This is a genomic window from Marivita hallyeonensis (assembly GCF_900129875.1).
Classification (GTDB): Bacteria; Pseudomonadota; Alphaproteobacteria; order Rhodobacterales; family Rhodobacteraceae; genus Marivita; species Marivita hallyeonensis.
In genome coordinates this window covers 352,870-377,220 of the sequence record NZ_FQXC01000002.1, presented here as the reverse complement: position 1 = coordinate 377,220, position 24,351 = coordinate 352,870, and the positions used below count along the sequence as shown (strand labels likewise).

The 24,351-nt window shown below is 60.6% G+C and carries 29 protein-coding genes and 4 tRNA genes; 15 read left to right on the top strand and 18 right to left on the bottom strand.

What is annotated here, in order from left to right; all coding sequences use genetic code 11:
* Position 1: 1 nt before the first annotated feature.
* The gene (locus BUA42_RS07520; RefSeq protein ID WP_072777082.1) at positions 2-418 is read left to right on the top strand and encodes an Hsp20/alpha crystallin family protein; all 417 of its coding nucleotides are present in this window, start codon (positions 2-4) and stop codon (positions 416-418) included.
* Between the two features lie 56 nt (positions 419-474).
* Here BUA42_RS07520 and infC read toward each other — a convergent pair whose 3' ends face one another.
* Positions 475-1,020 carry a translation initiation factor IF-3 gene (gene infC, locus BUA42_RS07515; RefSeq protein WP_072777081.1) on the bottom strand — a complete coding sequence of 182 codons (546 nt, stop codon included), beginning with the start codon at positions 1,018-1,020 and terminating at the stop codon, positions 475-477.
* A gap of 204 nt (positions 1,021-1,224) precedes the next feature.
* On the opposite strand from infC, the gene BUA42_RS07510 reads away from it, so the two are divergent.
* Complete coding sequence (locus BUA42_RS07510; protein ID WP_072777474.1) at positions 1,225-2,061, top strand: hypothetical protein; 837 nt, start codon at positions 1,225-1,227, stop codon at positions 2,059-2,061.
* A gap of 66 nt (positions 2,062-2,127) precedes the next feature.
* Here the strand turns inward: BUA42_RS07510 and BUA42_RS07505 are convergent, their stop codons facing one another.
* The 6 genes from BUA42_RS07505 to cobA all read right to left on the bottom strand — a co-directional run bounded on the left by BUA42_RS07505 (position 2,128) and on the right by cobA (position 7,044).
* A complete protein-coding gene (locus BUA42_RS07505) occupies positions 2,128-2,988 on the bottom strand; it encodes a ferredoxin--NADP reductase (protein ID WP_072777080.1) in 861 nt (286 codons plus the stop codon).
* Between the two features lie 109 nt (positions 2,989-3,097).
* Entirely contained in the window at positions 3,098-3,496 is a 399-nt protein-coding gene (locus BUA42_RS07500) for a DUF934 domain-containing protein (RefSeq protein WP_072777079.1), read from the bottom strand.
* Positions 3,493-4,263 carry a phosphoadenylyl-sulfate reductase gene (locus BUA42_RS07495; RefSeq protein ID WP_084066155.1) on the bottom strand — a complete coding sequence of 257 codons (771 nt, stop codon included), beginning with the start codon at positions 4,261-4,263 and terminating at the stop codon, positions 3,493-3,495. The genes BUA42_RS07500 and BUA42_RS07495 overlap by 4 nt, the downstream gene beginning before the upstream one ends.
* On the bottom strand, positions 4,263-5,936 hold the full coding sequence (locus BUA42_RS07490) for a nitrite/sulfite reductase (RefSeq protein ID WP_072777078.1): 1,674 nt from the start codon (positions 5,934-5,936) through the stop codon (positions 4,263-4,265). The genes BUA42_RS07495 and BUA42_RS07490 overlap by 1 nt, the downstream gene beginning before the upstream one ends.
* Positions 5,936-6,238 (bottom strand): DUF2849 domain-containing protein, encoded by a 303-nt coding sequence (locus tag BUA42_RS07485; RefSeq protein ID WP_072777077.1) that lies wholly within the window; start codon positions 6,236-6,238, stop codon positions 5,936-5,938. The genes BUA42_RS07490 and BUA42_RS07485 overlap by 1 nt, the downstream gene beginning before the upstream one ends.
* A complete protein-coding gene (gene cobA, locus BUA42_RS07480) occupies positions 6,238-7,044 on the bottom strand; it encodes a uroporphyrinogen-III C-methyltransferase (protein WP_425435027.1) in 807 nt (268 codons plus the stop codon). Before cobA ends, BUA42_RS07485 begins: the two co-directional genes overlap by 1 nt.
* A 123-nt stretch (positions 7,045-7,167) precedes the next feature.
* On the opposite strand from cobA, the gene BUA42_RS07475 reads away from it, so the two are divergent.
* The gene (locus BUA42_RS07475; protein ID WP_072777076.1) at positions 7,168-7,623 is read left to right on the top strand and encodes an Lrp/AsnC family transcriptional regulator; all 456 of its coding nucleotides are present in this window, start codon (positions 7,168-7,170) and stop codon (positions 7,621-7,623) included.
* Positions 7,624-7,703: 80 nt separating this feature from the next.
* On the opposite strand, the gene BUA42_RS07470 is transcribed toward BUA42_RS07475, so the two are convergent.
* The gene (locus BUA42_RS07470) at positions 7,704-8,882 is read right to left on the bottom strand and encodes a cytochrome P450 (RefSeq protein WP_072777075.1); all 1,179 of its coding nucleotides are present in this window, start codon (positions 8,880-8,882) and stop codon (positions 7,704-7,706) included.
* Positions 8,882-9,622: a triose-phosphate isomerase gene (gene tpiA, locus BUA42_RS07465; RefSeq protein ID WP_072777471.1), complete on the bottom strand. Its 741-nt coding sequence runs from the start codon at positions 9,620-9,622 to the stop codon at positions 8,882-8,884. Before tpiA ends, BUA42_RS07470 begins: the two co-directional genes overlap by 1 nt.
* Positions 9,623-9,744: 122 nt before the next feature.
* Between tpiA and BUA42_RS07460 the strand changes: the two genes are divergently transcribed.
* On the top strand, positions 9,745-10,653 hold the full coding sequence (locus BUA42_RS07460; protein ID WP_072777074.1) for an isopenicillin N synthase family dioxygenase: 909 nt from the start codon (positions 9,745-9,747) through the stop codon (positions 10,651-10,653).
* A 73-nt stretch (positions 10,654-10,726) separates the two neighbouring features.
* Here BUA42_RS07460 and BUA42_RS07455 read toward each other — a convergent pair whose 3' ends face one another.
* From BUA42_RS07455 to BUA42_RS07435, 5 genes are all read right to left on the bottom strand, one after another.
* Positions 10,727-11,125 (bottom strand): HesB/IscA family protein, encoded by a 399-nt coding sequence (locus BUA42_RS07455; protein WP_072777073.1) that lies wholly within the window; start codon positions 11,123-11,125, stop codon positions 10,727-10,729.
* A 26-nt stretch (positions 11,126-11,151) separates the two neighbouring features.
* On the bottom strand, positions 11,152-11,868 hold the full coding sequence (locus BUA42_RS07450) for a DUF3307 domain-containing protein (RefSeq protein ID WP_072777072.1): 717 nt from the start codon (positions 11,866-11,868) through the stop codon (positions 11,152-11,154).
* A gap of 49 nt (positions 11,869-11,917) precedes the next feature.
* Positions 11,918-12,550, bottom strand: a complete 633-nt coding sequence (locus BUA42_RS07445) for a hypothetical protein (RefSeq protein ID WP_072777071.1) — start codon at positions 12,548-12,550, stop codon at positions 11,918-11,920.
* Positions 12,551-12,614: 64 nt separating this feature from the next.
* A complete protein-coding gene (locus tag BUA42_RS07440) occupies positions 12,615-12,938 on the bottom strand; it encodes a TfoX/Sxy family protein (RefSeq protein WP_072777070.1) in 324 nt (107 codons plus the stop codon).
* Between the two features lie 3 nt (positions 12,939-12,941).
* Positions 12,942-13,304, bottom strand: coding sequence for an SUF system Fe-S cluster assembly protein (locus BUA42_RS07435; protein ID WP_072777069.1), 363 nt, complete (start codon positions 13,302-13,304; stop codon positions 12,942-12,944).
* A gap of 98 nt (positions 13,305-13,402) precedes the next feature.
* Here BUA42_RS07435 and tgt point away from each other — a divergent pair, with 98 nt between their 5' ends.
* Positions 13,403-14,530, top strand: a complete 1,128-nt coding sequence (gene tgt / locus BUA42_RS07430) for a tRNA guanosine(34) transglycosylase Tgt (RefSeq protein WP_072777068.1) — start codon at positions 13,403-13,405, stop codon at positions 14,528-14,530.
* A 6-nt stretch (positions 14,531-14,536) separates the two neighbouring features.
* On the opposite strand, the gene BUA42_RS07425 is transcribed toward tgt, so the two are convergent.
* The gene (locus BUA42_RS07425) at positions 14,537-15,385 is read right to left on the bottom strand and encodes a hypothetical protein (protein ID WP_143152643.1); all 849 of its coding nucleotides are present in this window, start codon (positions 15,383-15,385) and stop codon (positions 14,537-14,539) included.
* Between the two features lie 404 nt (positions 15,386-15,789).
* Between BUA42_RS07425 and lon the strand changes: the two genes are divergently transcribed.
* The 5 genes from lon (at position 15,790) to BUA42_RS07400 (ending at position 19,440) form a co-directional block, all read left to right on the top strand.
* The gene (gene lon, locus BUA42_RS07420; RefSeq protein ID WP_072777470.1) at positions 15,790-18,201 is read left to right on the top strand and encodes an endopeptidase La; all 2,412 of its coding nucleotides are present in this window, start codon (positions 15,790-15,792) and stop codon (positions 18,199-18,201) included.
* Between the two features lie 201 nt (positions 18,202-18,402).
* Complete coding sequence (locus BUA42_RS07415; protein WP_084066154.1) at positions 18,403-18,792, top strand: HU family DNA-binding protein; 390 nt, start codon at positions 18,403-18,405, stop codon at positions 18,790-18,792.
* Positions 18,793-18,811: 19 nt separating this feature from the next.
* Positions 18,812-18,886, top strand: a tRNA-Val gene (locus BUA42_RS07410).
* 49 nt (positions 18,887-18,935) lie between these two features.
* A complete protein-coding gene (locus BUA42_RS07405; RefSeq protein ID WP_178346870.1) occupies positions 18,936-19,232 on the top strand; it encodes a GCN5-related N-acetyltransferase in 297 nt (98 codons plus the stop codon).
* 132 nt (positions 19,233-19,364) lie between these two features.
* Positions 19,365-19,440 (top strand) — tRNA-Val (locus BUA42_RS07400).
* A 32-nt stretch (positions 19,441-19,472) separates the two neighbouring features.
* On the opposite strand, the gene BUA42_RS07395 is transcribed toward BUA42_RS07400, so the two are convergent.
* Entirely contained in the window at positions 19,473-20,297 is an 825-nt protein-coding gene (locus BUA42_RS07395; RefSeq protein WP_072777066.1) for a LytTR family DNA-binding domain-containing protein, read from the bottom strand.
* A gap of 233 nt (positions 20,298-20,530) precedes the next feature.
* Here BUA42_RS07395 and BUA42_RS07390 point away from each other — a divergent pair, with 233 nt between their 5' ends.
* The 5 genes from BUA42_RS07390 (at position 20,531) to BUA42_RS07370 (ending at position 22,892) form a co-directional block, all read left to right on the top strand.
* The gene (locus BUA42_RS07390) at positions 20,531-21,469 is read left to right on the top strand and encodes a pirin family protein (RefSeq protein WP_072777065.1); all 939 of its coding nucleotides are present in this window, start codon (positions 20,531-20,533) and stop codon (positions 21,467-21,469) included.
* A gap of 56 nt (positions 21,470-21,525) precedes the next feature.
* Positions 21,526-22,266, top strand: coding sequence for a helix-turn-helix transcriptional regulator (locus tag BUA42_RS07385; protein ID WP_072777064.1), 741 nt, complete (start codon positions 21,526-21,528; stop codon positions 22,264-22,266).
* A gap of 88 nt (positions 22,267-22,354) precedes the next feature.
* Entirely contained in the window at positions 22,355-22,579 is a 225-nt protein-coding gene (locus BUA42_RS07380) for a hypothetical protein (protein WP_143152642.1), read from the top strand.
* Positions 22,580-22,709: 130 nt separating this feature from the next.
* Positions 22,710-22,786 (top strand) — tRNA-Asp (locus BUA42_RS07375).
* A gap of 29 nt (positions 22,787-22,815) precedes the next feature.
* Positions 22,816-22,892 (top strand) — tRNA-Asp (locus BUA42_RS07370).
* A 6-nt stretch (positions 22,893-22,898) separates the two neighbouring features.
* On the opposite strand, the gene BUA42_RS07365 is transcribed toward BUA42_RS07370, so the two are convergent.
* Together BUA42_RS07365 and BUA42_RS07360 are read right to left on the bottom strand one after the other, a co-directional pair.
* Positions 22,899-23,759, bottom strand: a complete 861-nt coding sequence (locus BUA42_RS07365; RefSeq protein WP_072777062.1) for an alpha/beta fold hydrolase — start codon at positions 23,757-23,759, stop codon at positions 22,899-22,901.
* On the bottom strand, positions 23,756-24,322 hold the full coding sequence (locus tag BUA42_RS07360; protein WP_072777061.1) for a hypothetical protein: 567 nt from the start codon (positions 24,320-24,322) through the stop codon (positions 23,756-23,758). Before BUA42_RS07360 ends, BUA42_RS07365 begins: the two co-directional genes overlap by 4 nt.
* Positions 24,323-24,351 lie beyond the last annotated feature (29 nt).

The following is a 24,351-nucleotide window of genomic DNA, read 5'->3' as shown; positions in this document are numbered from 1 at the left end:
TATGGTCGAAACAAATCAGGCATCCGGCTTTTGGCCGAGCCTCTACAGCCCACTGCGCGGGATGGGGACCCGCATCGCCGAGTGGCTGTCTCCGGCGTCCGACGCAAGCTCTGACGAAGACGCGTATCGCATCTCGATCGAGTTGCCCGGGGTGAGCGAGAAGGACATCAACGTGACCGCCGAGTCCGGGATGCTCGTCGTGTCTGGCGAGAAGACGTCCGAACGCGAAGACAAGGGCGACACATGGTACTTCTCCGAACGGCAATACGGATCGTTCCGGCGCTCTTTCCGTCTTCCGGCGGATGCGGATGAAGCGGCCATCTCGGCGCAGGTGAAAGACGGTGTTCTGGACATTGCCGTTCCGCGCAAAAAGCCCGAGGCCAGCAGCGCGACCTCCATCCCGGTGAAAAAGGGCTAGGCAAAAAGAAAGCGACCCGGCTGGGTCGCTTTCAAGAATTAAGTATCCTGTAAAGGCTATTTGGCGACGGGTCCGATCATCATGACCATCTGCCGGCCTTCCATCTTCGGCATGTTTTCAACCTTGCCGATTTCCTTCACGTCTTCGGCAACGCGTTCAAGCAGCTCGCGGCCGAGGTTCTGGTGCGCCATCTCGCGCCCCCGGAAACGAAGGGTCACTTTGACCTTGTCACCGTTTTCCAGAAACTTGAAAACATTGCGCATTTTGACTTCGTAGTCATGCGTGTCGGTGTTGGGCCGGAACTTGACCTCTTTCACCTCGATGATCTTCTGTTTCTTCCGAGCTTCAGATTCGCGCTTCTGCTGCTCATACTTGAATTTGCCGAAATCCATGATTTTGCAAACCGGCGGATTGGCGTTCGGGGAAATCTCGACAAGGTCGAGACCCGCCTCTTCGGCAAGAACCAAACCGCGTTCTGGTGTGACCACCCCGACATTTTCTCCATCTGCACCGATCAAGCGGATTTCGGGTGATCTGATGCGATCATTTACGCGGGGGCCGGTGTCGCGCTGTGGTGGCGCGTTGTGTGGTCTGCGGGCTATGGGAATGCTCCTTCAATGCAGTTCAAATCAAGGTCGTAAAGTAGACGCCCTACCGCGCCACTTCAAGCGGGTTTTCGGCGGATATGGGCCGATCTTCAAGCCTTTCCCCCTTGTTGACGGCCGGTTCGAAACTCACATGTATGCCACAAGCCCGGGCCGTTTGGGCCGGGGCAGAGAGATATGTAAATGGGGGTCTTGGATCCAATGAAAAACCTGATCATCGTGGCAGGTGTTGTCGTGGTCGGTGCTGGCGTGTGGTATTTCACGCAAAGTGGCGACGCGCCAGAGGTCGTTGATAATGCGACAGCACCCACTTCAGAGGCGGTCGAGGCAACGGAAAGCGCGGTGGAAGACACTGCGGCCGCTGTCGAAGAAGAAGCCGCCGCTGCCGAAGAAGCGGTCAGCGAGGCTGTTGAGAGTGTGAACCAGGCCGTGGAAGAGGCCGTGACGGAAGCCACGGAAGCCGCCGACGCCGCGATCACCGAAGCGACCGAAGCTGCGAATGAAGCGGCGGAAGCGGCAAGCTCTGCCGTTGAAGGTGCGCTGAATGCGGTGAACGAAGCTGCCGGAGCCGCCGCCGAAGCCGTCGATAACGCCGTTGATACGGCCACCGGCGCTGCTGATGAAGCGGTGGATACCGCTGCTGAGGCAGGTGAAGCGACGGTCAACGCCGCGGAAGAAACGGCCGGCGAAGCCGCCCAAGCAGTTGAAGAAACCGCAACAGAAGCCACCGAGGCCGCGACCGACGCGGCAGGTGATGCGGCTGAAGCCGCCGGTGACGCGACCGAGGCGGCCACGCGAACTGCAGAAGACGCTGCCGCAGGCGCAGCGGATGCGGCATCCGATGTCGGGGCAGAGATTTCCGATCTCTTGACGGTTGAAGGTTTCGATTTCGACCGCGTGATCGAGTACATCGACAATTCAGAGCTTTCCATGATCATTAAAACAACAACGAAAGCAGCACTCGAACAGGCGCGGGAAAGCCCCGAAGTCCTTGAGGGGGTTTTGGAAACCCTGCGCGGTCAGCTCGGCATCGAGTAACACACGTCACAAAACAAAAAGCCGCGCAGGGTGCCCTTGCGCGGTTTTTTTGATGGCTTTCGCGCCCTAGTCCAGGAACGCTTTCTCGACGACATACTGTTTTGGGTCGGAATTCGCGCCTTCCTCCAGCCCGTAGCCTTCGAGCATTTCCTTGATCTCAAGGTTGAAGGCGAGGTTGCCGCATACCATCGCGCGATCGGTTTCCGGGCTCAGCTCGGGCACGCCAAGATCCTCGAAACACTCTCCACAGCGCATGAGGTCGGTGATGCGGCCCATCTTCGGGCTCTCTTCGCGTGTTGTTGTCGGGTAATAGCGCAGCTTTTCGTGGAAACCTTCGCCCATCAGTTCGGCCAACAATTCGTCGGTGCGGATCTGATCGATGAGTTCTTTCCCGTACTGCAACTCACCCACTTCGCGGCAGGTGTGCGTGAGGATGACTTCTTCATAGTCCTCGTAGGTTTGCGGGTCGCGCAAGAGCGAGGCAAACGGCGCAATGCCGGTGCCGGTCGCGAAAAGCCAGAGACGTTTGCCGGGCAGCAGCGCGTCGTGCACCAATGTACCAACCGGTTTTGGGCGCAGGATGATCTCGTCGCCCGGCTGGATGTGTTGAAGACGCGAGGTCAGCGGGCCGTCCTGCACCTTGATCGAGTAGAACTCGAGCTCTTCGTCCCAGCTGGGCGAGGCGATGGAATAGGCGCGCAGAAGCGGCTTTTCCTTGCCGGTCTTTTCGTCGGTCTGCATGAGCCCGATCATCACGAACTCGCCCGAGCGAAACCGCAAGGACGCGGGCCGTGTCACGCGGAACGAAAACAGCCGGTCCGTCCAGTGCTGGACCGACGTCACGGTCTGCGTGTCCGGAACGGCGAGCTTCTTTGGCGCGGGCGCTTTGGTGGCGGTGGCTTCGGTCACTGGGCTTAACTCTGTCATGTTGCGTTGCCGGTTCGTCTAAACCGGTCCCCTACATCTATCTTTGATTTGCATCAGACAACACCCGGACGCGGGCGCCCGGGTGTCGCAGCTGGCGAAAGCGTGGTTTTCAGGCCGCGAGACCGCGCAAACGTGCCTGGTAGTCGTGCGTCTTCCAGTCAGCGCGGGCCAACCATTGATCCTCCGGCTGGCGCGCGGCGAGGTCGGCGTCGATCTCCACGTCGTCAAAGCCAGAGCGCCGTGCCATCGCATATTGGTCGGCGATCACATGGCCTTTTGCGCGCAGGTGGCCTTGAAACCCGTGCTGGCGAATGAGCCGGGCGAGCGTAAAGCCACGACCGTCGGCGAAGCTGGGAAAGTCGACGCGCACAAGTTCCATACCCGACAGCAGATCCGGCAGCCTGGCGGGATCGGTATCCGAGGACAAGTCAATCGTGTGATCTGACGGGATCCACTGGGCGGGGTCTTCGAATGTTTCAAATCCCTGGTCGGTGACGATGATGCTCATGTCAATTCTCCTGTCTGGAGGCGCGTTCTGTGCAATCCGCATTCTGTTTTAGTCGTTCCGCGCCAACGCCCTGCGCGGCTGTCTTCACCTTGTGCAACAGGTGTCGTGCAGGGCGCGCAGCCGATAGACGCATAGCCTTTTGCAATCAGCGGATGGCGCGGCAAGTCATGGGTGGCGAGATGCGCGGCGATACGGGCCGGTTTCCAGTCGATCAGCGGGTTGATCTTGATCCGCCCGGTTCCTGCGTCGAGGTCGAAATAGTGCAGCCCCGACCGGGTTCCGGCCTGATGACGTTTGCGCCCGGTGATCCACGCGTCATAGCCGCTTAGCGCATCGTTCAGCACCTGCGTCTTGCGCAGGTCGCAGCAAGCATCCGGGTCCGAGAAGCGAAGCGCACCGTACGGATCCTGCGCTGCAAGCGTACGGTCCGACGCGCGGATCGTCTGCACATTGGTCAGGCCAAGATGATCTGCAAGCTGCGTCTGGTAGGTCATCGTTTCGGGAAAGAGCAGTGCGGTGTCGATGAAGAGCACCGGCACATGCCGATCAATATGAGCGATAAGGTGCAACAGCACCGCCGAGTCGGCCCCGAAACTCGACACCATGGCCACCCGGTTGAACTCGCTACGCGTCAGCACCGCTTCGAGGAAGTAGGACGTCCCGAAATGCCGATATCTGGCGTTAAGCGCATCGACCCGAGCCTGCGCCTCCATGCGCGCGTCAAGCGGCAGGCTGTCTTCCTTGCGATGATCGTCAAGGCCCAGCATCAGGCGGCCTTCGCGCGCTTTTCGGTCTCGCCGTAGAGCGCGGTTTTGAAGGGGGCCATGCCCACGCGGCGGAATGTTTCAAGGAACGTCTCCTCCGCGCTGTCGCGTTCGGACAGGTAGGTATCCACGATGCGCTCGATGGCCGGAACGATCTCGTCATAGGCGAAACCCGGGCCGGTGCGCTGACCGACTGCCGCCGTCTCTGTGTGATCGCCGCCAAGCGTGATCTGGTAATTTTCCACCCCGGCGCGGTCGAGACCAAGAATGCCGATATGGCCGACATGGTGGTGGCCGCAGGCGTTGATGCAGCCCGAGATCTTGATCTTCAGATCGCCGATCTCGTTCTCGAGCTTCAGCTCATCGAAGCGTGTGGCGATTTCCTGCGCGATGGGGATCGACCGCGCTGTTGCCAGCGCGCAGTAGTCCATGCCTGGGCAGGCGATGATGTCGCTGATCTTGCCGATGTTTGCGGTGGCGAGCCCGTGTTGCTTCAGCGTCGCATGCACGACGGGCAGGTCGGCCTTGTGAACGTGCGGCAGGACGATGTTCTGCTCATGGCTGACGCGCAACTCGTCGTGTCCGTACTGTTCCGCCAGATCGGCCATGACGCGCATCTGGTCCGATGTCGCGTCGCCCGGTGTGGCCCCGTGCGCCTTGAGGCTGATTTGCGCGATGGCGTGACCGTCGGCGCGGTGTGCAGTGACGTTACTGTCCACCCACGCGCGGAACACCGGATCGTTGGCGTAAGCCAGGTCGAACGGAGCGGTGTCGCGCCTGGTGAAGGCGGGTGGCGCGAAATCAGCCTTGATCTGCGCATACAACCGCTGGTCAATGCCGGTGAAAGCGGGGCGGAGCAGGGCAAACCGCTCTTCCACCCGGTGTCGGATGTCGTCGAGCCCGTGTTCGTGCACGGTGATCTTGATGCGTGACTTGTACTTGTTGTCACGGCGTCCGAGCAGGTTCCAGACGCTCACCACCGCTTCGAGATACGGCAGGAGGTCGGCCTCGGGCAGGAAGTCGCGGATCACCTTGCCAACCATCGGTGTGCGGCCAAGACCACCGCCGACGATCACCTCGAAACCCGGCGTGCCCGCATCGTTGCGCACCATGCGTAGACCGATGTCGTGGGCACGGGTGACCGCGCGGTCGTTGGGCGACCCCGTGACGGCGATCTTGAACTTGCGCGGTAGGAATTGGAATTCCGGGTGGTCCGTGGACCATTGGCGGATCAGCTCGGCCACCGGGCGCGGGTCTGCAGTCTCGTCCGCCGCGGCGCCTGCGAAATGGTCCGCCGTCACGTTCCGGATGGTGTTGCCGGAGGTCTGGATGGCGTGCATCTGCACCTCGGCCAGCGCATCGAGCATATCCGGTACGTCGCGCAGTTTGGGCCAGTTGAACTGGATGTTCTGGCGCGTGGTGAAATGCCCGTATCCCTTGTCCCACCTGTCTGCGATCATCGCGAGCTGCCGCATCTGGGCGCTGTTCAATGTGCCATACGGCACCGCGACACGCAGCATGTAGGCATGCAGTTGCAGGTAGAGGCCATTCATCAGGCGCAACGGTTTGAATTCGTCTTCGGTCAGCGAGCCGTCGATGCGGCGCTCGACCTGCGCGCGGAACTGACGGTTGCGTTCGGCAACGAAGGCCGCGTCGAAATCAGAATAACGGTACATCAGCGCAACTCCTCCTGTTTGCCGTGAGCATAGTTGGACGGGCCCTTGGTGCGGAATTTCTCGCGGAAATGGGTTGCTTTTGGACCAGTTTCGCTGACGGCGACGTCGGCCAGGTAAACGCCAACCACTTCTGAGGTCCGGGCGCTGGCATCGATAAGCCGCACCTGCGCGTCGGCCTCGTCCGTCAGGACTTCTGCGTCGGTCAGGCGGCGGGACCATTGATCGTCCGCGGTGAGGTAGACAACATCGCCGTGCAGCAGGTCATTTGCTGTCACGACTTTGGGTGTGAAAATCGCGGGCATCAGATCATCTCCTGTTGCTGGGGCATCGTGTGGGTCATCCGGGCGTCGCGCGGTGCGAGGCCGTACATCAGAAGCGCGGGGCCGGTGACGTCGGACGCAAAGAGAGCCGAGGGCAGGGTGGCCAGTGTCGCGGTCACAATGCGCTCGTCGGCGCGGGACGCGTTTTCGACGATGGTTACAGGGGTCTGCGGATCGGCACCGTGCATGAGAAGCCGCCCCTGAATGAACCGCGCCGCGCGTTTGGCCATGTAGATTGCGGCGACTTCCCCGCTGCGCGCGAGTGTCCGCCAGTCCTGATCAGCGTAGCCTTGCATGTCATGACCGGTGACAAGGCGCACAGCGGTGTTGCGACCACGCTTGGTCAGGGACTGGCCCAGAGTTGCAACGGCTGCGGAGGCCGATGTCAGACCGGGCACGATGGTATAACCGATGCCTGCCGCGTGAAGCGCGTCAAGCTCTTCGTCCAGGCGTCCAAAGACGGTGGGATCACCGGATTTCAGACGGACAACCCGCGCGCCGGTGCGGGCCTCTTCAATGATCAACGCGTTGATCGCGGATTGGGGGATGGAAGGGCCAAACCCTTCTTTCCCGGCATTGCGCAATCGCGTGTGAGGGCCGACAAGCGCGAGGATATCCTCGCTCACCAATCGGTCGTGAATCACCACATCGGCGGTTTGCAACGCGCGCAGGGCCTTGACCGTCAGAAGCTCAGGGTCACCCGGGCCGGCGCCGACGAAGGCCACGGGATGGGGCGTGGGGTGAGAGATTTCCTGCAACATCCGGCTGTCCTCTGCGACGCTGTTCATGCATCAAAAATAGATTTTTGTTCTACTTGAATGCTAGATGCTTGCGGAAATAAGAACGTCTGTTCTATCAGGGCGCAGCTGTAGAACAATTGGACCTCGGATTGCACGAAAGGCGGAACAGCGGTGAAAATTGACGATGTGGATCGGAAAATCCTGATTGAGATGCAGACCGATGCGGCGCAGTCGCTTGACGATATTGCGCGCAAAGTGGGGTCATCGAAGACGCCGGTCTGGAACCGAATCCGCAAGATGCGCGATGCGGGTGTGGTGGGGCCGCAGACCGTGCGTCTTGATGCCGATGCACTGGGGTTCGAGGCCTGTTTCTTTGTCCTGATCCGCACCAGCGAACACGAGGCCGAGTGGCAGCGCGCCTTCCTCAAAGCGCTGCAGGACCGGCCCGAGGTCCAGGAGGCGCACCGGCTGGCCGGAGATATCGACTACATCCTGAAGGTCCGGGTGAAGAACGCGCGCGCCTACGATGCGTTCTATCAGGCGCTCATTGCGGAAGTGCGGGTTCACAACGTCACGGCGCTCTTGTCGATGGAAGAGATCAAATCGACGACTGCACTGCCGTTGTAGTGGTCGGGATTTGCATATTTGGGAAAAAGAGAAGCGCAGGAGGTTCTTCCTGATGCGGAGGCCACCCTGCCAGCCTGCTGCTAGGCAGTGGTCACCATCAACCGCTCGAGTCCGTGGAAGTGATAGCTGTCGGCGAAGACCGGTGGTTCGGCGATGCTCAGGCTCGGGCACCGGTCGAACAGGATGGGCAGCGCGATTTGCATTTCCAAGCGCGCGAGCGGAGCGCCGACGCAGAAATGCAAGCCGCCGCCGAAGCTCGTGTTCTGCGTGATGGCACGTGTCGGGTTGAACTGGTTCGGGTCTTCCCACTGCGCGGGATCGCGGTTGGCAGCGGCGAGAAGCAGCGCCACCTGATCGCCGCGTCGGAAGGTGTGGCCGAAGGCGTCGACTTCCTCGTAGGCGTATCGTGTGAACATGTGCAGGGGCGGGTCGAAGCGCAGGATCTCCTCGCAGGTCAGGTCTGCGGTCTCGGTCGAAATCGTGATCGCGTGGTTCAACAGCGTTTTTACCCCGTTGCCCAGCGTGTGCACTGTCGCCTCATGACCGGCGTTCAGAAGCAGGATGCAGGTTGTGATGAGCTCCTCCGTCGACAGCTTTTTGCCGTGCTCCTCTGCTGCGATGAGATGGGTGATGAGGTCATCCGCCGGCTTGGCGCGGCGGCGGTCGATGTAGTCGCGCAGGAAAGTGGTGAACTCCGTTGCCGCCTTGGCCGCCCTGACCTCTGTCTCGTGGCTGCGGCCCGCCTGATACATGGCAACCATGGCGTTTGACCACCGCAGCAGCTGATCCGCCATTTCGTCCGGAACGCCCAGCAATCGCGCGATCACGATCACCGGAATCGGTTGGCAATAGGCGGGCAGGAGGTCGAACGGCTGGTTCACGGGGAACTGATCGATCCTGGCATGGGCCAGGGCCGCGATCTCGGGGGCGAGCGCCTTGATCCGGCGCGACGTGAAGGCCCGAAGCACAAGACCGCGCAGCCGCGTGTGGCGGGGCGGTTCAAGCTCGAGCATCGAATGGGCTTCGACATCATAGAACGGCTTCAAATACGCTGGTGGGGTGACCGCCTGCTCTGGCGGGACCTCGCGCCCGAACCGACGGTCGCGAAACAGCGCGTGAACGGCGGCATACGAGACGGCGCATGGCATGGCATAGTCTTCCCACCACACCAGATCGCCCGCCTGCCTGAGACGATCATAGAACGGGTAGGGGTTCTGAACGAATGCGGGGTCTATCGGGGATTGGACGACCCGCAGCATCACCGCGCGTTCAGGGCATCGACAATCGGCACGAAATCCCCGGCGGTCAAACTGGCCCCGCCAACCAACGCGCCGTCCACATTGTCGACGGCAAAGATCTCGTCGGCGTTCGATCCCTTGACACTGCCGCCGTAGAGCAGACGCACGGCGCTGCCGATCTCATTGCCGAACCGGCTGATGAGGCTCGACCGGATGAAGCCGTGAACCTCGCCGATCTGCGACGTCGAGGGGACCTTGCCGGTGCCGATGGCCCAGACCGGCTCGTACGCGACGACAAGGTTTGCTGCTGTGCTGTCGTCGGGCAACGATCCGGCAAGCTGACGACCGATCACGTCGAGCGTCTTGCCTGCCTCGCGCTCTTCCAGCGTTTCGCCGACACAGACGATGGCTTTCAGTCCCGCACCCCAGGCCGCGAGGGTCTTGTAGGCGACAAGGGCATCGCTTTCGCCATGATCGGCGCGCCGTTCCGAATGGCCGAGGATCACATAGGTCGCGCCCGCGTCGCGCAGCATGGCGGCGGACAGATCACCGGTATGCGCGCCGGACTCTGCGCTGTGGCAGTCCTGGGCGCCGATGGCGACAAGTCCGGCCCGTTTGCTTGCGCTGAAGATGAGCGTGGCCGGTGGGCAGATCAGCACTTCCGCGTCGCCTTTGGCGGCGTCTTGCAACGCATCCAGTTCACTCAGGGTGCTTTGGACCCCATTCATCTTCCAATTCCCGGCGGCAAGTTTGCGGCGCATGTCGGCTCCCTCTGGATCAGCTTCGCCCGCATCATCGCGGGCCAAGAAGCGACGTCAAGGCCTGTTGCGCGGCTGTCCGCGTGGTGCCAGAAGGGCGGTGATCGGCATGGGAAGGGCAGAACATGATCCCCAGACTGGACGCAGCGGCGCTTTTGGGAGGTGACCCCGACGCTTTGGCACAGATGCGTGTTGCCGCCGAGGAAGTGGGCTTTGCGACCGTGCACAACACGCCCTTTTCGTCGGCGCGCATGCGGTTTGTCCTCGCCGCATATCGTGCGTTCTTCGATCTTCCGGTAGAGATCAAGGATCAGGTCAACATGGCCAAGACCGGGTCGAACCGGGGCTGGGGCGCGCCGCAATCCGAACAGGTCGATCCGGACGCGAACCCCGATTACAAGGAAGTTTTCGATTGCGGCTACACGCTGCCCGACGGCGATATGCGGGTCGCGTTGTCGGTCTACGCACCGAACCACTGGCCGGATCGCCCGGCGGGGTTCGAGGCCGTGATCCGGGCCTATTACGCGGATGCGCTGGATGTGGCGCGCGGCATCCTGCGCGGGATTGCCCTGTCGATTGGCGCGGATGCCGGTTTTTTCGAGGACAAGTTCGATTGCCCGATGGCTTTGCTGCGCGGCAACTATTATCCGCCGCGCCCTGACTGGGCCGGTGACAAGGATTTCGGGATCGGCGCGCACACGGATTACGGCTGTCTGACACTTCTGGCGACGGACGGTCAGCCGGGTCTTGAGGTCCAGCCCCGTGGCTCGGACGACTGGCTGCCGGTGCAGGCACCGCCGGGGGAGTTCATCATCAATTTCGGCGAGATGCTCGAGATGTGGACAGCCGGACGCGTCGTCGCGACCCTTCACCGCGTCAAGGGCGGAGCCGAGGAACGGATTTCGGTACCGCTCTTTTTCAATCCGAATGTCGAGACCAACGTCGCGCCGATCGGGTCAGGCAAGATGATCCGCGCAGGGGATCACCTGACCAAGCGCTATGCCGAGACCTATGTGCATTTGCAGACAAGGTAGAAGGGGGCTCTGCCCCCGCGCCTTCGGCGCTCCCCCGGGATATTTGTGAACCAGAGAAGCGAGAGGCGTTTCGTCAGGCCTTGAGGTTGGGCGCGCCGTTTTCGTGTTCGCCGGCGAGGTCTTCGACATCCTTGAACTTGATGGATTCACCGCACCCGCAGGCGTCCGCGACGTTCGGATTGTTGAAGTGAAACCCGGATTCGAGCAGCGAAGTTTGATAGTCGATCTCGGTCCCGAAAAGAAACATCTGCGCCATGGGCGCGATCATCACGATGGCGCCGTCCTGATCCACCACCTCGTCATGCGGATCGGCCGCGTCGACGTAATCCATGGTATATTCCATGCCAGCGCAGCCGCCTTTCTTGACGCCAATGCGCAAGCCGGCGTGGCCCTTCGACTCCATCAGCTTGCGCACCTGCGCAACCGCTTTCGGGGTGAGCGTGACGGCTTGTTTTCCGGGAATGCCAAACATGGTGTGCTGTCTCCTTCCCTGTGAAATTAGGGGCTGGTCGCGGCAAACTCAAGAAGGCTCTCTGTGGCAAATCCGACCGCCAGCGCCCAGCCGAAAGACGCGAGTGTGCCGATGATCACGTATTCGCCCTCTTTCTGGCCCTGCGCCGCGGTGTCAAAGCGCAAGACGGACTTGGCCGCGATCAGGAAACCGACGGCTGCGGTTTCGTTCACCATGAGAAACAGAAAGATCAGGGCGCGTTCGAGTTGCCCGATCATGCGCCCCGCCTGCGCAAGCCCTTTGTTTTGGTCGATCTGCGCGGTGTAAGGCTCCATCAACAGACCGACAGCGTAGCCGCCCGCGAAAATCGCGACAATCGCTCCGGTGATCAGGATGACATGCGGCAGGGCAGCAGTGACATGGTCGGCCCAGAGACCGGTTGAGATGGCATCGGGCCAGACCCAGACCACGGCAGCGATCGACAGGACATGCGCCCCCTGGTCCGTGAGGAACGCGGACAGCGTGTTGCGGCGGGCCTCCGTCAGCCCCCATGTCTTGATCGCGTCGATGATCAGATGCAGCCCGGCGATGGCGAGCGCCGTTTGCCACGCCCCGCCCAGCGCTGCGGCGCTTAGGGCGAAGACAATGGCGATGTGCAGTGCGAAAAACCCGAACTCGGTTTTGCGGCGCACCATCGTGTTTGTCTGAACAAGGAAATCGGCCAGCACGTGCGCGAACAGGAGGGCGGTGAATGTGGCAATCATGGGAAAACCGACAAGCGTTTTGGGTTGCTATGGGGAAATGAAACCGGTTTCACTTGTCAGTTTCCGATGGGTGTTCTTCAATTGCGGCCAGTGCGGCGGTGAGCGCCGAATACCCCGCCGCCTTGAGCGTCTGGTTTACCGACTGCCGTGACACGCCGAGGTCTTTTGCGATCACGCTCTGCGTGGGCGCGTTCGGGGCGAGGGCCGCCGCAATCGCCCGAGCCTGCGTCGGGGTCCAGCCCTGCGCGACATGATCGGCAAGGATGGCCGCCGCGTGGCGCGCCCCGCCTCGGGCGTCGCCCATCCGTGTTCCGCTGTCGAGTGTGCTCAAAAGACGTCCGCTGTCGGTGAACACCGCGCCGTGGGCGGCATTGATGTCACCTGTGTCGGGAATGTTTCCTGTCCCGACCGCGATGGCGATGCGGGTCGTCGGATGGAAGGGCAGCGCCATCACGCGGGCCTGAACGGCTATGGCGGCGCGCAGGGCGAACTGGGGCGCTCTCAGCGCGATTTGCCAGCTATCGCCACCGCGACGCGCGAAGTACGTTGATTTGGGGTCACCGGTCCACTCCGCGATGTCGCGGCACTGTTGCTTGATCGCACGCATGGTGCTGTCGAGATCGAAGGCCGACAGGGCGCTTGATCCGATAATGTCGCCGGTGAGGACCGCGTAGTGCACCATACGTCAATCAATAATGGTTTCTTATGGAGAAAGCAATCAAATTTGATTGACGGCAGGCGGGCGCTCAAGACGCGTTCTGCTCAATCGACAGGCGCGCCCAGCGGCAGGCTTCGTCGGGATCGTCCAGAGCGGCGTCGGGCAGGATCCAGTACGGCATGTTCACCGTCTTGCCCTCGTATGTCGTCCACTGCTCGGCACCTTCGGCGGCCAGCTGATCCGCAAGGTCGCCGCGCGCCTTGACCATGATCGCATCGCCAGGACCGATCAGCGCAAAGATGGTGCCTTCGGAATAGATGCCCAGACCACCGAACATCTTGCGGGTGGTCACGCCGGGTACGTCGCGGAAGAGGTCACGGACAAACGCGATTTGTTCGTCGGTGACCGCCATGGCTTACATGAAGCCCAGTTCAAGCCGCGCCTCGTCGGACATCATGTCCATGCCCCAGGGTGGCTCCCACGTCAGATCGACATCGACATGCTTCACGCCGGGCAGGGGTTCGATGGCTTCGGCCACCCAGCCCGGCATTTCTCCGGCAACCGGGCATCCCGGCGCGGTGAGGGTCATGATGACGCGCACCTCGTTCTCGGCATTGATGTCGATGGTATACACGAGGCCAAGATCGTAGATATTCACTGGAATTTCAGGGTCATACACGGACCGACAAGCTTCGACGACCTGATCGTACAGCTCGTGATCCGTGCTGGACGGCGCAATCAGCGGGGCACCTTCGATGTGAGGACTCGCGTCGTTCATGGTGGCTCATTCCCTCTTTCCTGAGCAAAGATATAGGGAATACGGTGAGCAGGGTAAAGGGTTGGCAAGCGCTCTGTGCTGGGGCATGGGAAGACCCCATGACCAAGACCTCATTCACCTTGCAGGCGACCGATGGGTTGGCGCGGACCGGACGGATCGACACGCCGCGCGGTACGATCCGTACGCCAGCCTTCATGCCGGTCGGCACAGCGGCGACCGTGAAAGCGATGATGCCCGAGTCGGTGGCGGCGACGGGGGCGGATATCCTTCTGGGAAACACCTACCACCTCATGCTGCGTCCGACGGCTGAGCGGATCGACCGGCTGGGCGGGCTGCACCGGTTCATGAACTGGGACAAACCGATCCTGACGGATTCCGGTGGGTTTCAGGTGATGAGCCTCGCGGATTTGCGCAAGCTCACCGAAAAGGGGGTCACGTTCAAATCCCACATCGACGGGTCAAAGCACGAGCTGACGCCGGAGCGGTCGATGGACATCCAGCGGCTTCTGGGGTCGGACATCGTGATGTGTTTTGACGAATGCCCCGCCTTGCCGGCGGATCGCGACCGGATCGCGGAGTCGATGCGGCTGTCGATGCGGTGGGCGCAGCGGTCGCGCGACGCCTTCGGGGATCGGCCAGGGTATATGTTGTTCGGGATCCAGCAAGGTGGGCTGGAGGAAGATCTGCGTGCGGAATCGGCGGAAGCTCTGAGAGCCATCGGGTTCGACGGCTACGCTGTTGGTGGCCTCGCTGTCGGCGAGGGGCAGGAGGCGATGTTCGGCTGTCTGGAATACGCACCGGGGCAACTGCCCGAGGACAAACCGCGTTACCTCATGGGTGTTGGCAAACCTGACGATATCGTCGGTGCCGTGAAGCGCGGGATCGACATGATGGATTGCGTGCTGCCGTCACGGTCTGGCCGGACAGGGCAGGCGTGGACGCGGCGCGGGCAGGTGAACATCAAGAACGCCCGGCATCAGGACGATCCGAGGCCTCTGGATGAGGATTGCACTTGTCCTGCGTGCCGCAACTACAGCCGCGCCTATCTGCACCACGTCTTCCGGGCACAGGAGATGATCTCGGGCATGCTCCTGACCTGGCACAACCTGCATTACTATCAGGAACTGATGCAGGGCATGCGGGAGGCTATTGCGGCGGGTCAGTTTGCGGCGTTCGAGGCGGACTTTCACGCGCTGCGAGCCGAAGGCGATATCGCGTCGTTCTAGTGCGCCTCAGGCCGGTCGCATCGTCGCCGGCGCAGCGGCCCGTTTTGCGCGTTTGAGATACCGTTTCAAAAGCGCCCCATAGACGGTGCGGTCCTTTTCGCCTGTGATGCGGTTGTGCAGGTAGTCTGCATAATCCTCTGCGTAGGGGCGGGTCCAGAAGTCCCAAAAATCATAAGGCGCGGCGCGCAGAATTGTCACGTCGAGGTGAAGGCGCGCACGGTTGTCATTGAGCGGCACCAATCGCAAGTCGACATAGCGATACGCGCGACCGGGCGCCACGGGTGGGTCGGTCACGCGGATGGCGTTGTCCCCGAGGCTTTGAACCTTCAGCGGAAGACGCGTGTCCGCGCCGAAGACGTGCATATTGGCCTCGTTTATCCATGCCGCATCGGCCAGCTCGACGCCGGGATCGCAATTTGGGAAGAAGTGCCGCTTGGCTTCGTTCACGGGGAGGGGCACATCAAGCTGCGCCGTCCCGTGGTAGGTCAGCGACACAGGCACACGTGCCCAAAGCGCCGGGAGTGTCAGCGCCTGAAACAAGACAAAAACGATGAATGGGGTCATGTTCGTCGAGAAGATTTCGGCTGCCATCACCGCCAAGAAAAGTGTTGCCGCGAATATCATCCCATCGACATAGCCGCGCCAGCGTCTTGGCACGAGTGTGGCGGTTACGGTTGCGACAAGGAGATAGCTGAGGCCAAGGACGACCGCGATGAATGCAAGGACCAAGAGCGATGGAAGAATGTAATAAAGCAGCGCGTCCTGTGTAAGTGCGAGTGCGCTCACGCTATCCGGTGCATTGGAAACCCAATCCGCAATCTCGCGCGCGGTGAGCTTGAACTCTCTCAGGGACATGAATGGACTGAGGGCAATCCCAAGCATTCCATGCGCTGCAATCCAGCGTCCGTTCCGAGAAATGAATGACCGACGCCGCTCTGCCATAGAGGTCCCCTGAGTAATCACGATACCGCATGATGCGACAAAGCTGGGCAACACAAAGGCCGGTCTGCGGCAATTTCTTTGGCGGTTGGCCGTTTCAAACCTGCTCAACGGAAAAAGAAGTTCCAATCCACGGCATTTCCTCGGCCCAGACAAAACGCGCCTTGCACCTCTGGGCGGAAGGGCGCAATCTGGCGCGCGAGTGACCCTGGGTTGATTTTCACCATGTCTCAACCCACCTTTACACTCCGAGACCGGAGATGGCCGGAGCTGCCGCAAAGCGGGGCTGGCGCCATCTTGCCAACAACAAGGATACGAGCATGCAAGAGCCTCTGAACGCCTCCTACCCGGTGCTGCCGCTGCGCGACATTGTGGTGTTTCCCCACATGATCGTGCCGCTTTTCGTGGGACGGGACAAATCCGTTCGCGCGCTGGAAGAGGTGATGGCGGATGACAAGCAAATCCTGCTTGCCAGCCAGATGGACCCGTCTGACGACGATCCGCAAACCGACGGCATTTACAAAGCCGGTGTGCTGGCCAACGTGCTGCAACTGCTGAAACTTCCCGATGGCACCGTCAAAGTGCTGGTCGAAGGCCAGCGTCGCGTGCGCATCACGAATTACCTGAACAATGACGATTTTTTCGAAGCGTCGGCCGAATACCTGACCGAAATGCCGGGCGACCCCGCCGCGATCGAGGCGCTGGTGCGCACCGTGGCGGAAGAGTTTGAACGCTACGCCAAGGTCAAGAAGAACATCCCCGAGGAAGCTTTGGGTGCCGTGTCGGACGCAGACGAGCCCGCGAAACTGGCGGACCTGGTGGCCGGGCATCTGGGCATCGAAGTAGACCAGAAGCAGGAGCTGCTTGAGACGCTGGCGGTGAGCGAGCGTTTGGAGAAGGTCTATGGCCTGATGCAGGGTGAAATGAGCGTTCTGCAGGTCGAGAAAAAGATCAAGACGCGCGTCAAATCCCAGATGGAGCGCACGCAGCGCGAGTATTACCTGAATGAGCAGATGAAGGCCATTCAGAAGGAACTGGGTGACGGCGAGGACGGCCAGAACGAGGTCGCGGAACTGGAAGCGAAGGTTAATGAGACCAAGCTATCCAAGGAAGCGCGCGAAAAGGCCGACGCAGAGATCAAGAAGCTCAAGAACATGAGCCCGATGAGCGCCGAAGCGACCGTCGTGCGCAACTACCTTGACTGGATGCTGTCGATCCCGTGGGGCAAGAAGTCCCGCGTGAAGAAAGACTTGTCCAATGCCGAGAAGATCCTCGATGCGGATCATTACGGGCTTGAGAAGGTCAAGGAACGGATTGTTGAGTACCTTGCGGTGCAGCAACGCTCGAAGAAGCTGAAAGGCCCGATCATGTGCCTTGTCGGCCCTCCGGGCGTGGGTAAGACATCGTTGGGCAAGTCAGTCGCTAAAGCCACGGGTCGCGAGTTCATTCGCATCTCACTGGGTGGTGTGCGCGACGAGAGCGAGATCCGCGGCCACCGCCGGACCTATATCGGCTCCATGCCGGGCAAGATCATCCAGGCGCTGAAAAAGGCGAAGACGACGAACCCGCTGATCCTGCTCGATGAGATCGACAAGATGGGTCAGGATTTCCGGGGCGACCCGGCGTCGGCCATGCTTGAGGTGCTCGATCCGGAACAGAACGGCACGTTTGTGGACCACTATCTTGAGGTCGAATACGACCTGTCGAACGTGATGTTCCTGACTACGGCGAACTCTTACAACATGCCGGGGCCGCTTCTGGACCGGATGGAGATCATTCCGCTGGCGGGCTATACCGAAGATGAAAAGGCCGAGATTGCCAAACGTCACCTGATTTCGAAGCAGGTGAAGAACCACGGTCTCAAGAAAGGCGAGTTCGAGTTGACGGACGAGGCTCTGACTGACGTTATCCGCTATTACACGCGGGAGGCGGGTGTTCGTAACCTTGAGCGGGAAATCTCGAAGCTCACGCGGAAAGCGGTGACGAAGATCATCAAGAAGGAAGAGGAGAAGGTGGTTGTGACCCCCGAGAACCTCGACGACTTCCTTGGTGTTCGGAAGTATCGTTACGGCCTTGCCGAGGATGAGAACCAGGTCGGTGTCGTGACGGGGCTGGCCTATACGTCCGTGGGCGGTGATCTGCTGCATATCGAGGCGCTGAGATTGCCCGGCAAGGGTCGGATGAAGACCACCGGTAAGCTGGGTGATGTGATGAAAGAGTCCATCGACGCGGCGTCCAGCTATGTGCGGTCGATCTCGCCCAAGATCGGGGTGAAGCCGACGCAATTCGACAAGATGGATATCCACGTGCACGTGCCCGACGGCGCGACGCCCAAGGATGGCCCGTCGGCTGGTCTGGCCATGGTCACGTCCATCGTGTCGGTTCTAACCGGCATCCCGGTGAAGCGCGATATCGCGATGACAGGTGAGGTGTCCCTGCGCGGGAATGCAATGCCGATCGGCGGTCTGAAAGAAAAGCTGCTTGCTGCACTGCGTGGCGGGATCAAGACCGTTCTCATCCCGAAAGAGAACGAGAAGGATCTGGCCGAGCTCCCTGACAACGTGAAGAACGGTCTCGAGATCGTACCGGTCGAACACGTGTCGGATGTGCTCAAGCTTGCCTTGGTCGACACGCCGGAGGAGATCGAGTGGGACGAAGCGGCGGAAGAAGCCGCAGCGGCAGCGCGTTCCGCTGACGCCGCAGGACAAGGAACGTCGGCGACGGCGCACTGATCCGACGCGAAAACGTAACGTCAACGCCGTCCCGGTTGGGGCGGCGTTTTTCGTTGTACTGATGCACTGTAGCGCCAGATGATGCGTGGTTTTCAGGATTTGGTGCCGATTTCCGAACTCCACACTGGATAAAGTGTCCCGTTCTGCTATGGTCGGCGCATATTCGCCGATAAATACGAGCAGACACAAAGGAAGGCGCACATGGCGACGACGAGCAAAACAGAAGCACCATCCCGTAAACGCACCGCGACACCGTCGCGGGCGAAGGCACCGGTCACGCAACCGGATGTCGTTGTGAGTGAGACGCCAACAGTTTCGGCCCCCGAGTTGAAGAAGAAAGAGTTGATCGACGCCGTCGTGGCGCGCAGTGGTGTGAAGAAGCGCGATGCGAAACCGGTGATCGAAGCGATGCTGGCCGTCCTCGGTGAAACCATCGCGGATGGACGTGAACTGAACCTTGCACCTATGGGCAAGATGAAGGTCACGCGCATGAAACGCACGACAAAAGCGCATGTGATCACCACGCGATTGCGCCGGAACGAAAGCCATCAGGCGTCCTCTCCGGACCCCCTTGCACAGGCTGCTGAGTGAGGCTAAGACCGCTGCCATCGGGTGATTAGCTCAGTGGTAGAGCGCTTCGTTCACATCGAAGATGTCAGGAGTTCGAATCTCTTATCACCCACCAGGTTTCTGAAAGGCGTGCCGCTTGGCACGCCTTTTGCATCTGAGGTGACATGGACCGCGCAGCATTGGAAAACGAATGGATGCGCCTGACGCGTGAGGCATTGCCAAAGGCCGCCAAAACACGCGACTGGCCCGTGAGCCTCGACCATTGTTTTCAACGGATTTGCCTGGACCACGCCTGCGGTGGTCGCTGGTACGACCACATTTCTGACAGGCCTGCCTACAAGGCGGCGGGGGATGACATCCTGCAAGCCGCCGTCGATCTCGCGCAGGATATTCTGGCGGATGAGGTCGATCTACACGCGCTGAACCGCCAAAGCCTGAAATGGCGGGGCAAGCTTGGCTGAGGCGGGGGCTGTTCAAGTGGCCTGCACAGGATCGTCCCGGTGGGGATCAGGTACCGATTTGCCATCGCGGGGTGCCCCGATGCAGACGAAGGCTTGCATCGGCGGAAACCTTGGCCTAAACGACACGCCATCGGGTGATTAGCTCAGTTGGTAGAGCGCTTCGTTTACACCGAAGATGTCGGGAGTTCGAGTCTCTCATCACCCACCATATTTGCCCTATTTCGGTTAAAAAGCAGGGCGTTAGTCGCCGTTCCTGACGTGCTTCTGCAACCAGTCCTGAACGTCATTGACCCGCGTTCGCGCCACCGGCACCTCGGTGTCGTCGCGTAAGCGCAGGATCATGCGCCCGCCTTTGCGCTCGGGCGTGATCGCCGGATCACGGGCGACCCACCAGGAGCGATGTGGCTGAACGCCGTCTTCGACACGTGTCTGGGCCACAATGTCGCCAAGCCGTGCGCGCGACATCAACTGCTTGTCGTGGAAGGTGAGGTGCACATGGTGTTCGCGCGCCTCGACATGAATCAGACCGGAAAGGTCAAGGCGCTCACCCCCCACGATGACATGCCGGGCATCGCTGTCGCGCTGCAACTCCTTGCGTACATTGGGCATGATGAACTTGAAGAACACGGTTTCGAGCGCCTGAACTGCCAGAAAGAAGAAGATCATCTGAGGCAGGATCGCGCGGCCATATGCGCCGTTACTGATCCATGTGACCGCCGCCTCGCAGGCAAACACGGTCGGCAGCAATGAGATCCCACCCATGACAGGCAACGGGGCGCGCAGATTTGGCCACCGCTTGCTCGCTGCGGAAAAGGCCATCAGCAAGAGGTGATAAACCGCCAGGTAGAACATGAAGGCCGTTGGCCAGAGAAGGATGTCGAACCAGAGCGGGATGTAGGCACGCGTACCGGACGGATCGGTGGCAAAAAAGCTGAGGAGGCAAAGACTGATGAAGATCAGTGTGCGTTCGTGCCGAAGAACGCGGGCGTACGTCAGAAGGTCGAAGGACACCCGCGAAAAGGTCAGGTCCCAGAATTTGAGCTCTCGTGTGAAAAGGTCAGTCACGTCAACAAATTCAGTCGCTTGCCTTAAGTCATCCGCCCATGAGCATGGATCACCATGCGCCGCCCATCGGCGATGTTGCCGTGAGGGTTGAGTAGGTTCAAGCCTTAGTTTCGTCAAAGTTTTGCAGATATGTGCGTATTCGCACAATAACTGGCCGCAGGCGTGCCTTTTGTGTGCGGGCGCAATGACTTACTTTGCGGGCAACGCACAAGACAGATGTGAGAGGATACGATATGAGCTGGAATCCTGCACTGGATCCACATTGCCCGACCGGTGATGAGGTCGATGCCATCGACACGTTGATTGTTCCCCGCGCCCGCGATCTGGGCGGGTTCGAGGTGCGACGGGCCTTGCCCGCGCCGAAGCGCCAGATGGTGGGGCCGTTCATCTTCTTCGATCAGATGGGCCCGGCCGAGTTTTTGCCTTCGCGGGGGTTGGACGTGCGCCCGCATCCGCATATTGGCCTCGCGACGATCAGTTACCTGTACCGGGGGCGCATGCATCACCGCGACAGCCTCGGTACGGATCAATGGATCGAACCGGGTGCCGTCAACTGGATGGTGGCCGGCCAAGGGATCACGCATTCGGAACGCACCGACGATGCGACCCAGAAGGACCCGATGCCGTTCTTCGGCATTCAGACCTGGGTTGCCTTGCCGAAGGACCACGAGGATCGCGCGCCGGAATTCGTGCATGCGGCTCCGACCGAACTGCCGTTCCTCGAAGGCGAGGGCAAGGAGGTGCGTCTTATCCTCGGCAACGCGTACGGTGAAAAGGCCCCGGTCGAGACGGCGTCCGAGATGTTCTATGCCGATGCCGTGCTGCAGCCCGGCGCGGCCATACCACTTCCCGACGACCATGAAGATCGGGGTGTTTACGTGGTCGAAGGGTCCGTGACCGTGGCTGGTGACACTTATGAGGCCGGTCAGATGATGGTTTTTCGTCCCGGTGATCCGGTGTCTCTTCATGCCGGAGCACAGGGTGCGCGGCTGATGCTCTTGGGCGGCGCCACGTTGGAGGGGCCTCGCTACATCTGGTGGAATTTCGTGGCGTCCTCGAAAGAGCGGATCGAAGAGGCAAAAGAGGCCTGGCGGCGCGAAGATTGGGCAGATGGGCGGTTCCAGTTGCCTCCTGGCGATGACAGCGAGTTCATTCCTTTACCAGACCGGTGACCGGACACCTCGACATGGTATAAGTGCCTTCATGCCGCTGTGTGAAGGTACGTACCATGTCCGAGTTTCTGGCGTTACATGACATCATATGCCGTATGCGTGCGGCGCAGGCCCCGAGGGATGTCTGGAAGCTGGTGGTGGACAGCTTTCATGCCCGCGGGATCGAGAAGATCAGCTACCACCGTTACCAAACGCCGTTGACCTCGGACGATGAGACCAGTTCGATTCGGGTGATCGCAGATGGCTTTTCGTCCGATTGGGTCTGTCATTATATCGAAGCAAAGCTTTTCCTGGTGGACCCCATTCCAGGCTATGCCCGTTTGGCGGCCACACCGTTTTTCTGGTCCGACATTCCGAAGCTGACGCGCATCGGTGAGGTCGAGAACGCGTATCTGAAAGAGATGGAAGAAGCCAATCTCGGCGATGGCATTGCGTTTCAGGTCTTTGGCCCGGCGATGAACAACGCGTATGTCGGGCTTGGATTTGCGCAGGGAACGCCGCGACCGTCCCCGACCGAGATCGCAGAGCTGCAATGTATCGCGCAGACTGCCCACATCCGGGTGTGCGAGCTACAGCTGATGGATTTCGAGACCCGGTTCGAGCTGTCACGGCGCGAGCTAGAGATCCTGCGCTGGATCGCGCGCGGCAAGAGCAATTCGGTCATCGCGGATATCCTTGAGGTGTCGCATCACACGGTCGACACGCATGTCCGGCGGGTCTTCGACAAGCTCGGCGTGACCGACCGCACATCCGCCGCGCTGCGCGGGGTGGGGTCCGGGCTCATTCTTCCCCCTTGAACCCGCCATTGTCCCGTAACTGCGTGACTGACAGATGCGGTGTACTGCGCCATTCAAGGCCATCCACAAAAAACGGGTGGGGATGGCAATGCTCCTCGATCACGATCAACAGGCTGTCATCGACAACCTGCGTCACACACAGGGACCTGAAAGCGTCGTAGAAGCGCTTCAGAAGGCGGCGGCACTCACGGAACACGCCGCCTACGAGATTGCGAGACAGGGCAACGGTCCAACCGTGGCAGAGCTGATCCTGTCGGCCGCGCGGTTGGAGCGAATCTCGCGACTTGTGGCGCAGAATTACGGGATCGAGTGATTGCAGTCGGCGGTCGGAAACTTTGTCCGGCCGCCGCGCCAAATTAACCGATTTCCGGACTTGAAACCGCTTGACGGGGCAGGGCGCTGACCCTAGAACCCGCGTCACGCCCAGATGCGGGCGGCAGTGAGCGGTTGTAGCTCAGTTGGTTAGAGTACCGGCCTGTCACGCCGGGGGTCGCGGGTTCGAGCCCCGTCAACCGCGCCACCACTGCCAAACGGATCAGCGTGAAATGCGCGGTTGTAGCTCAGTTGGTTAGAGTACCGGCCTGTCACGCCGGGGGTCGCGGGTTCGAGCCCCGTCAACCGCGCCACTTTCCTCAGACAGTCTTCAGGAAGTCGAGCAGCGCGTTTTGCGTGGCGTCGGGCGATTGGTCCGGAAAGAAATGCCCACCTGCGATGGCCGCGTGCTGCATGTTGTCGAGGCGGGATTCCCATGTGGCCGGGACATCCAACAGCTTTGCCATCGCGCCGTCCTGTCCATAGAGGACAAGCGCGGGGCAGGTGACCTTGCGGTCGAGGTCCTGCCGGTCATGTTCCCAGTCGATCTCGATCGCGGCGCGGTAGTCATCGCACATGGTGCGGATGCAGTCGGGATCGCGCCAGCTTTGCCGGTAGAGGGTCAAAAGCTCTGGATCGAAATCCTCCAGCGACGCTTTGCCGAAGCCGAGCAGGCATCTCTCGAAATACGCATCGGGATCATGCCCGATCATGGTTTCGGGAAACGGGGCCGGCTGGGCCAGAAAAAGCCAGTGGTAATAGGCCTTTGCGATGTCGGTTGTCATGTTCGTCAAAAGGTGTTCGGTGGGGACGATGTCCATGACCGTGAGGGACCGAACTTTCGACGGGTGATCCAACGCCATGCGATGCGCCACGCGTCCGCCACGGTCGTGACCCGCGACATGAAAGCTGTCGTGACCCAGAGATGCCATCAGGGCGACCATATCGTCCGCCATGGCGCGAAAGCTCATGTCTTCGACTCTTTCAGGTTTCGTGCTCTCTCCGTAGCCTCTGAGATCAGCTGCAACGGTGAAGTGGTTTTTCGAGAGGGCGGGCAGAAGCGGGCGCCACATGACATGGGTCTGCGGAAACCCGTGCAGCAGCAGGAGTGGTGCACCATCCCCGGAGGTTGTGTAGGCAATTGTCTGTGAGGTGTGGGTAAACGAGTGGTCGGCGATCATTTCCCGTCAGAGGAAACCATCTTCACGCTGGACCAGTCAACACTCGCGAGTTCCGTGCCGCGCTGTTGTGCGAAAGCAAAGATCTCTCCGATGCTTTCTACTCCGATCGCGGCGTAGGCGCTGTCGACATAGCTGCCCGGCGAGTTGAACAGGACAACACCGGCAATCGCGCCGACTACCAGACCTGCCGCATTCCGGCGACCCGTCGCGCGGGGATTGAAGATGCGGAACATGTTGCCGAGGAAGAAGAAGACCAGACCAAAGGCCATGATCGTCAGACCGTTCATGGCGTATGTCAAAAACTCGCCCGGCCAACCGGATTGCAGAAGAAGGTCACGCACCGTGTCCGGGTTCTGCAGACCATATAGCGCCGACAGCACCAACGCGCATCCAAGCCCGGTCATCATGATGGGGCTTTCCGATGTCTCGCGGCGCTTTTTTTCGACTTCCCATGGTTTTACGTCCATCCGCTGAGTCGGCTTCGCTTTCGCGAATTTGGGATCCAAACGACGAATGCGGTCGTTGAAATCAGCCTGTGTCTGTTTGCGGATCGTGCGTCTCATGGCGTTAACTAATCGTTACCAAATGTGTT

What these genes read in the sequence shown, in the direction of transcription:
- BUA42_RS07520 (WP_072777082.1), top strand. Translation starts at nt 2, where the DNA reads ATGGTCGAAACAAATCAGGCATCCGGCTTTTGGCCGAGCCTCTACAGC.
- BUA42_RS07510 (WP_072777474.1), top strand. Translation starts at nt 1,225, where the DNA reads ATGAAAAACCTGATCATCGTGGCAGGTGTTGTCGTGGTCGGTGCTGGC.
- BUA42_RS07505 (WP_072777080.1), bottom strand. Translation starts at nt 2,988, where the DNA reads ATGACAGAGTTAAGCCCAGTGACCGAAGCCACCGCCACCAAAGCGCCC.
- BUA42_RS07500 (WP_072777079.1), bottom strand. Translation starts at nt 3,496, where the DNA reads ATGAGCATCATCGTCACCGACCAGGGATTTGAAACATTCGAAGACCCC.
- BUA42_RS07495 (WP_084066155.1), bottom strand. Translation starts at nt 4,263, where the DNA reads ATGCTGGGCCTTGACGATCATCGCAAGGAAGACAGCCTGCCGCTTGAC.
- BUA42_RS07490 (WP_072777078.1), bottom strand. Translation starts at nt 5,936, where the DNA reads ATGTACCGTTATTCTGATTTCGACGCGGCCTTCGTTGCCGAACGCAAC.
- BUA42_RS07485 (WP_072777077.1), bottom strand. Translation starts at nt 6,238, where the DNA reads ATGCCCGCGATTTTCACACCCAAAGTCGTGACAGCAAATGACCTGCTG.
- cobA (WP_425435027.1), bottom strand. Translation starts at nt 7,044, where the DNA reads ATGAACAGCGTCGCAGAGGACAGCCGGATGTTGCAGGAAATCTCTCAC.
- BUA42_RS07470 (WP_072777075.1), bottom strand. Translation starts at nt 8,882, where the DNA reads ATGCTGCGGGTCGTCCAATCCCCGATAGACCCCGCATTCGTTCAGAAC.
- tpiA (WP_072777471.1), bottom strand. Translation starts at nt 9,622, where the DNA reads ATGCGCCGCAAACTTGCCGCCGGGAATTGGAAGATGAATGGGGTCCAA.
- BUA42_RS07460 (WP_072777074.1), top strand. Translation starts at nt 9,745, where the DNA reads ATGATCCCCAGACTGGACGCAGCGGCGCTTTTGGGAGGTGACCCCGAC.
- BUA42_RS07455 (WP_072777073.1), bottom strand. Translation starts at nt 11,125, where the DNA reads ATGTTTGGCATTCCCGGAAAACAAGCCGTCACGCTCACCCCGAAAGCG.
- BUA42_RS07450 (WP_072777072.1), bottom strand. Translation starts at nt 11,868, where the DNA reads ATGATTGCCACATTCACCGCCCTCCTGTTCGCGCACGTGCTGGCCGAT.
- BUA42_RS07445 (WP_072777071.1), bottom strand. Translation starts at nt 12,550, where the DNA reads ATGGTGCACTACGCGGTCCTCACCGGCGACATTATCGGATCAAGCGCC.
- BUA42_RS07440 (WP_072777070.1), bottom strand. Translation starts at nt 12,938, where the DNA reads ATGGCGGTCACCGACGAACAAATCGCGTTTGTCCGTGACCTCTTCCGC.
- BUA42_RS07435 (WP_072777069.1), bottom strand. Translation starts at nt 13,304, where the DNA reads ATGAACGACGCGAGTCCTCACATCGAAGGTGCCCCGCTGATTGCGCCG.
- tgt (WP_072777068.1), top strand. Translation starts at nt 13,403, where the DNA reads ATGACCAAGACCTCATTCACCTTGCAGGCGACCGATGGGTTGGCGCGG.
- BUA42_RS07425 (WP_143152643.1), bottom strand. Translation starts at nt 15,385, where the DNA reads ATGTCCCTGAGAGAGTTCAAGCTCACCGCGCGCGAGATTGCGGATTGG.
- lon (WP_072777470.1), top strand. Translation starts at nt 15,790, where the DNA reads ATGCAAGAGCCTCTGAACGCCTCCTACCCGGTGCTGCCGCTGCGCGAC.
- BUA42_RS07415 (WP_084066154.1), top strand. Translation starts at nt 18,403, where the DNA reads ATGGCGACGACGAGCAAAACAGAAGCACCATCCCGTAAACGCACCGCG.
- BUA42_RS07405 (WP_178346870.1), top strand. Translation starts at nt 18,936, where the DNA reads ATGGACCGCGCAGCATTGGAAAACGAATGGATGCGCCTGACGCGTGAG.
- BUA42_RS07390 (WP_072777065.1), top strand. Translation starts at nt 20,531, where the DNA reads ATGAGCTGGAATCCTGCACTGGATCCACATTGCCCGACCGGTGATGAG.
- BUA42_RS07385 (WP_072777064.1), top strand. Translation starts at nt 21,526, where the DNA reads ATGTCCGAGTTTCTGGCGTTACATGACATCATATGCCGTATGCGTGCG.
- BUA42_RS07380 (WP_143152642.1), top strand. Translation starts at nt 22,355, where the DNA reads ATGCTCCTCGATCACGATCAACAGGCTGTCATCGACAACCTGCGTCAC.
- BUA42_RS07365 (WP_072777062.1), bottom strand. Translation starts at nt 23,759, where the DNA reads ATGATCGCCGACCACTCGTTTACCCACACCTCACAGACAATTGCCTAC.
- BUA42_RS07360 (WP_072777061.1), bottom strand. Translation starts at nt 24,322, where the DNA reads ATGAGACGCACGATCCGCAAACAGACACAGGCTGATTTCAACGACCGC.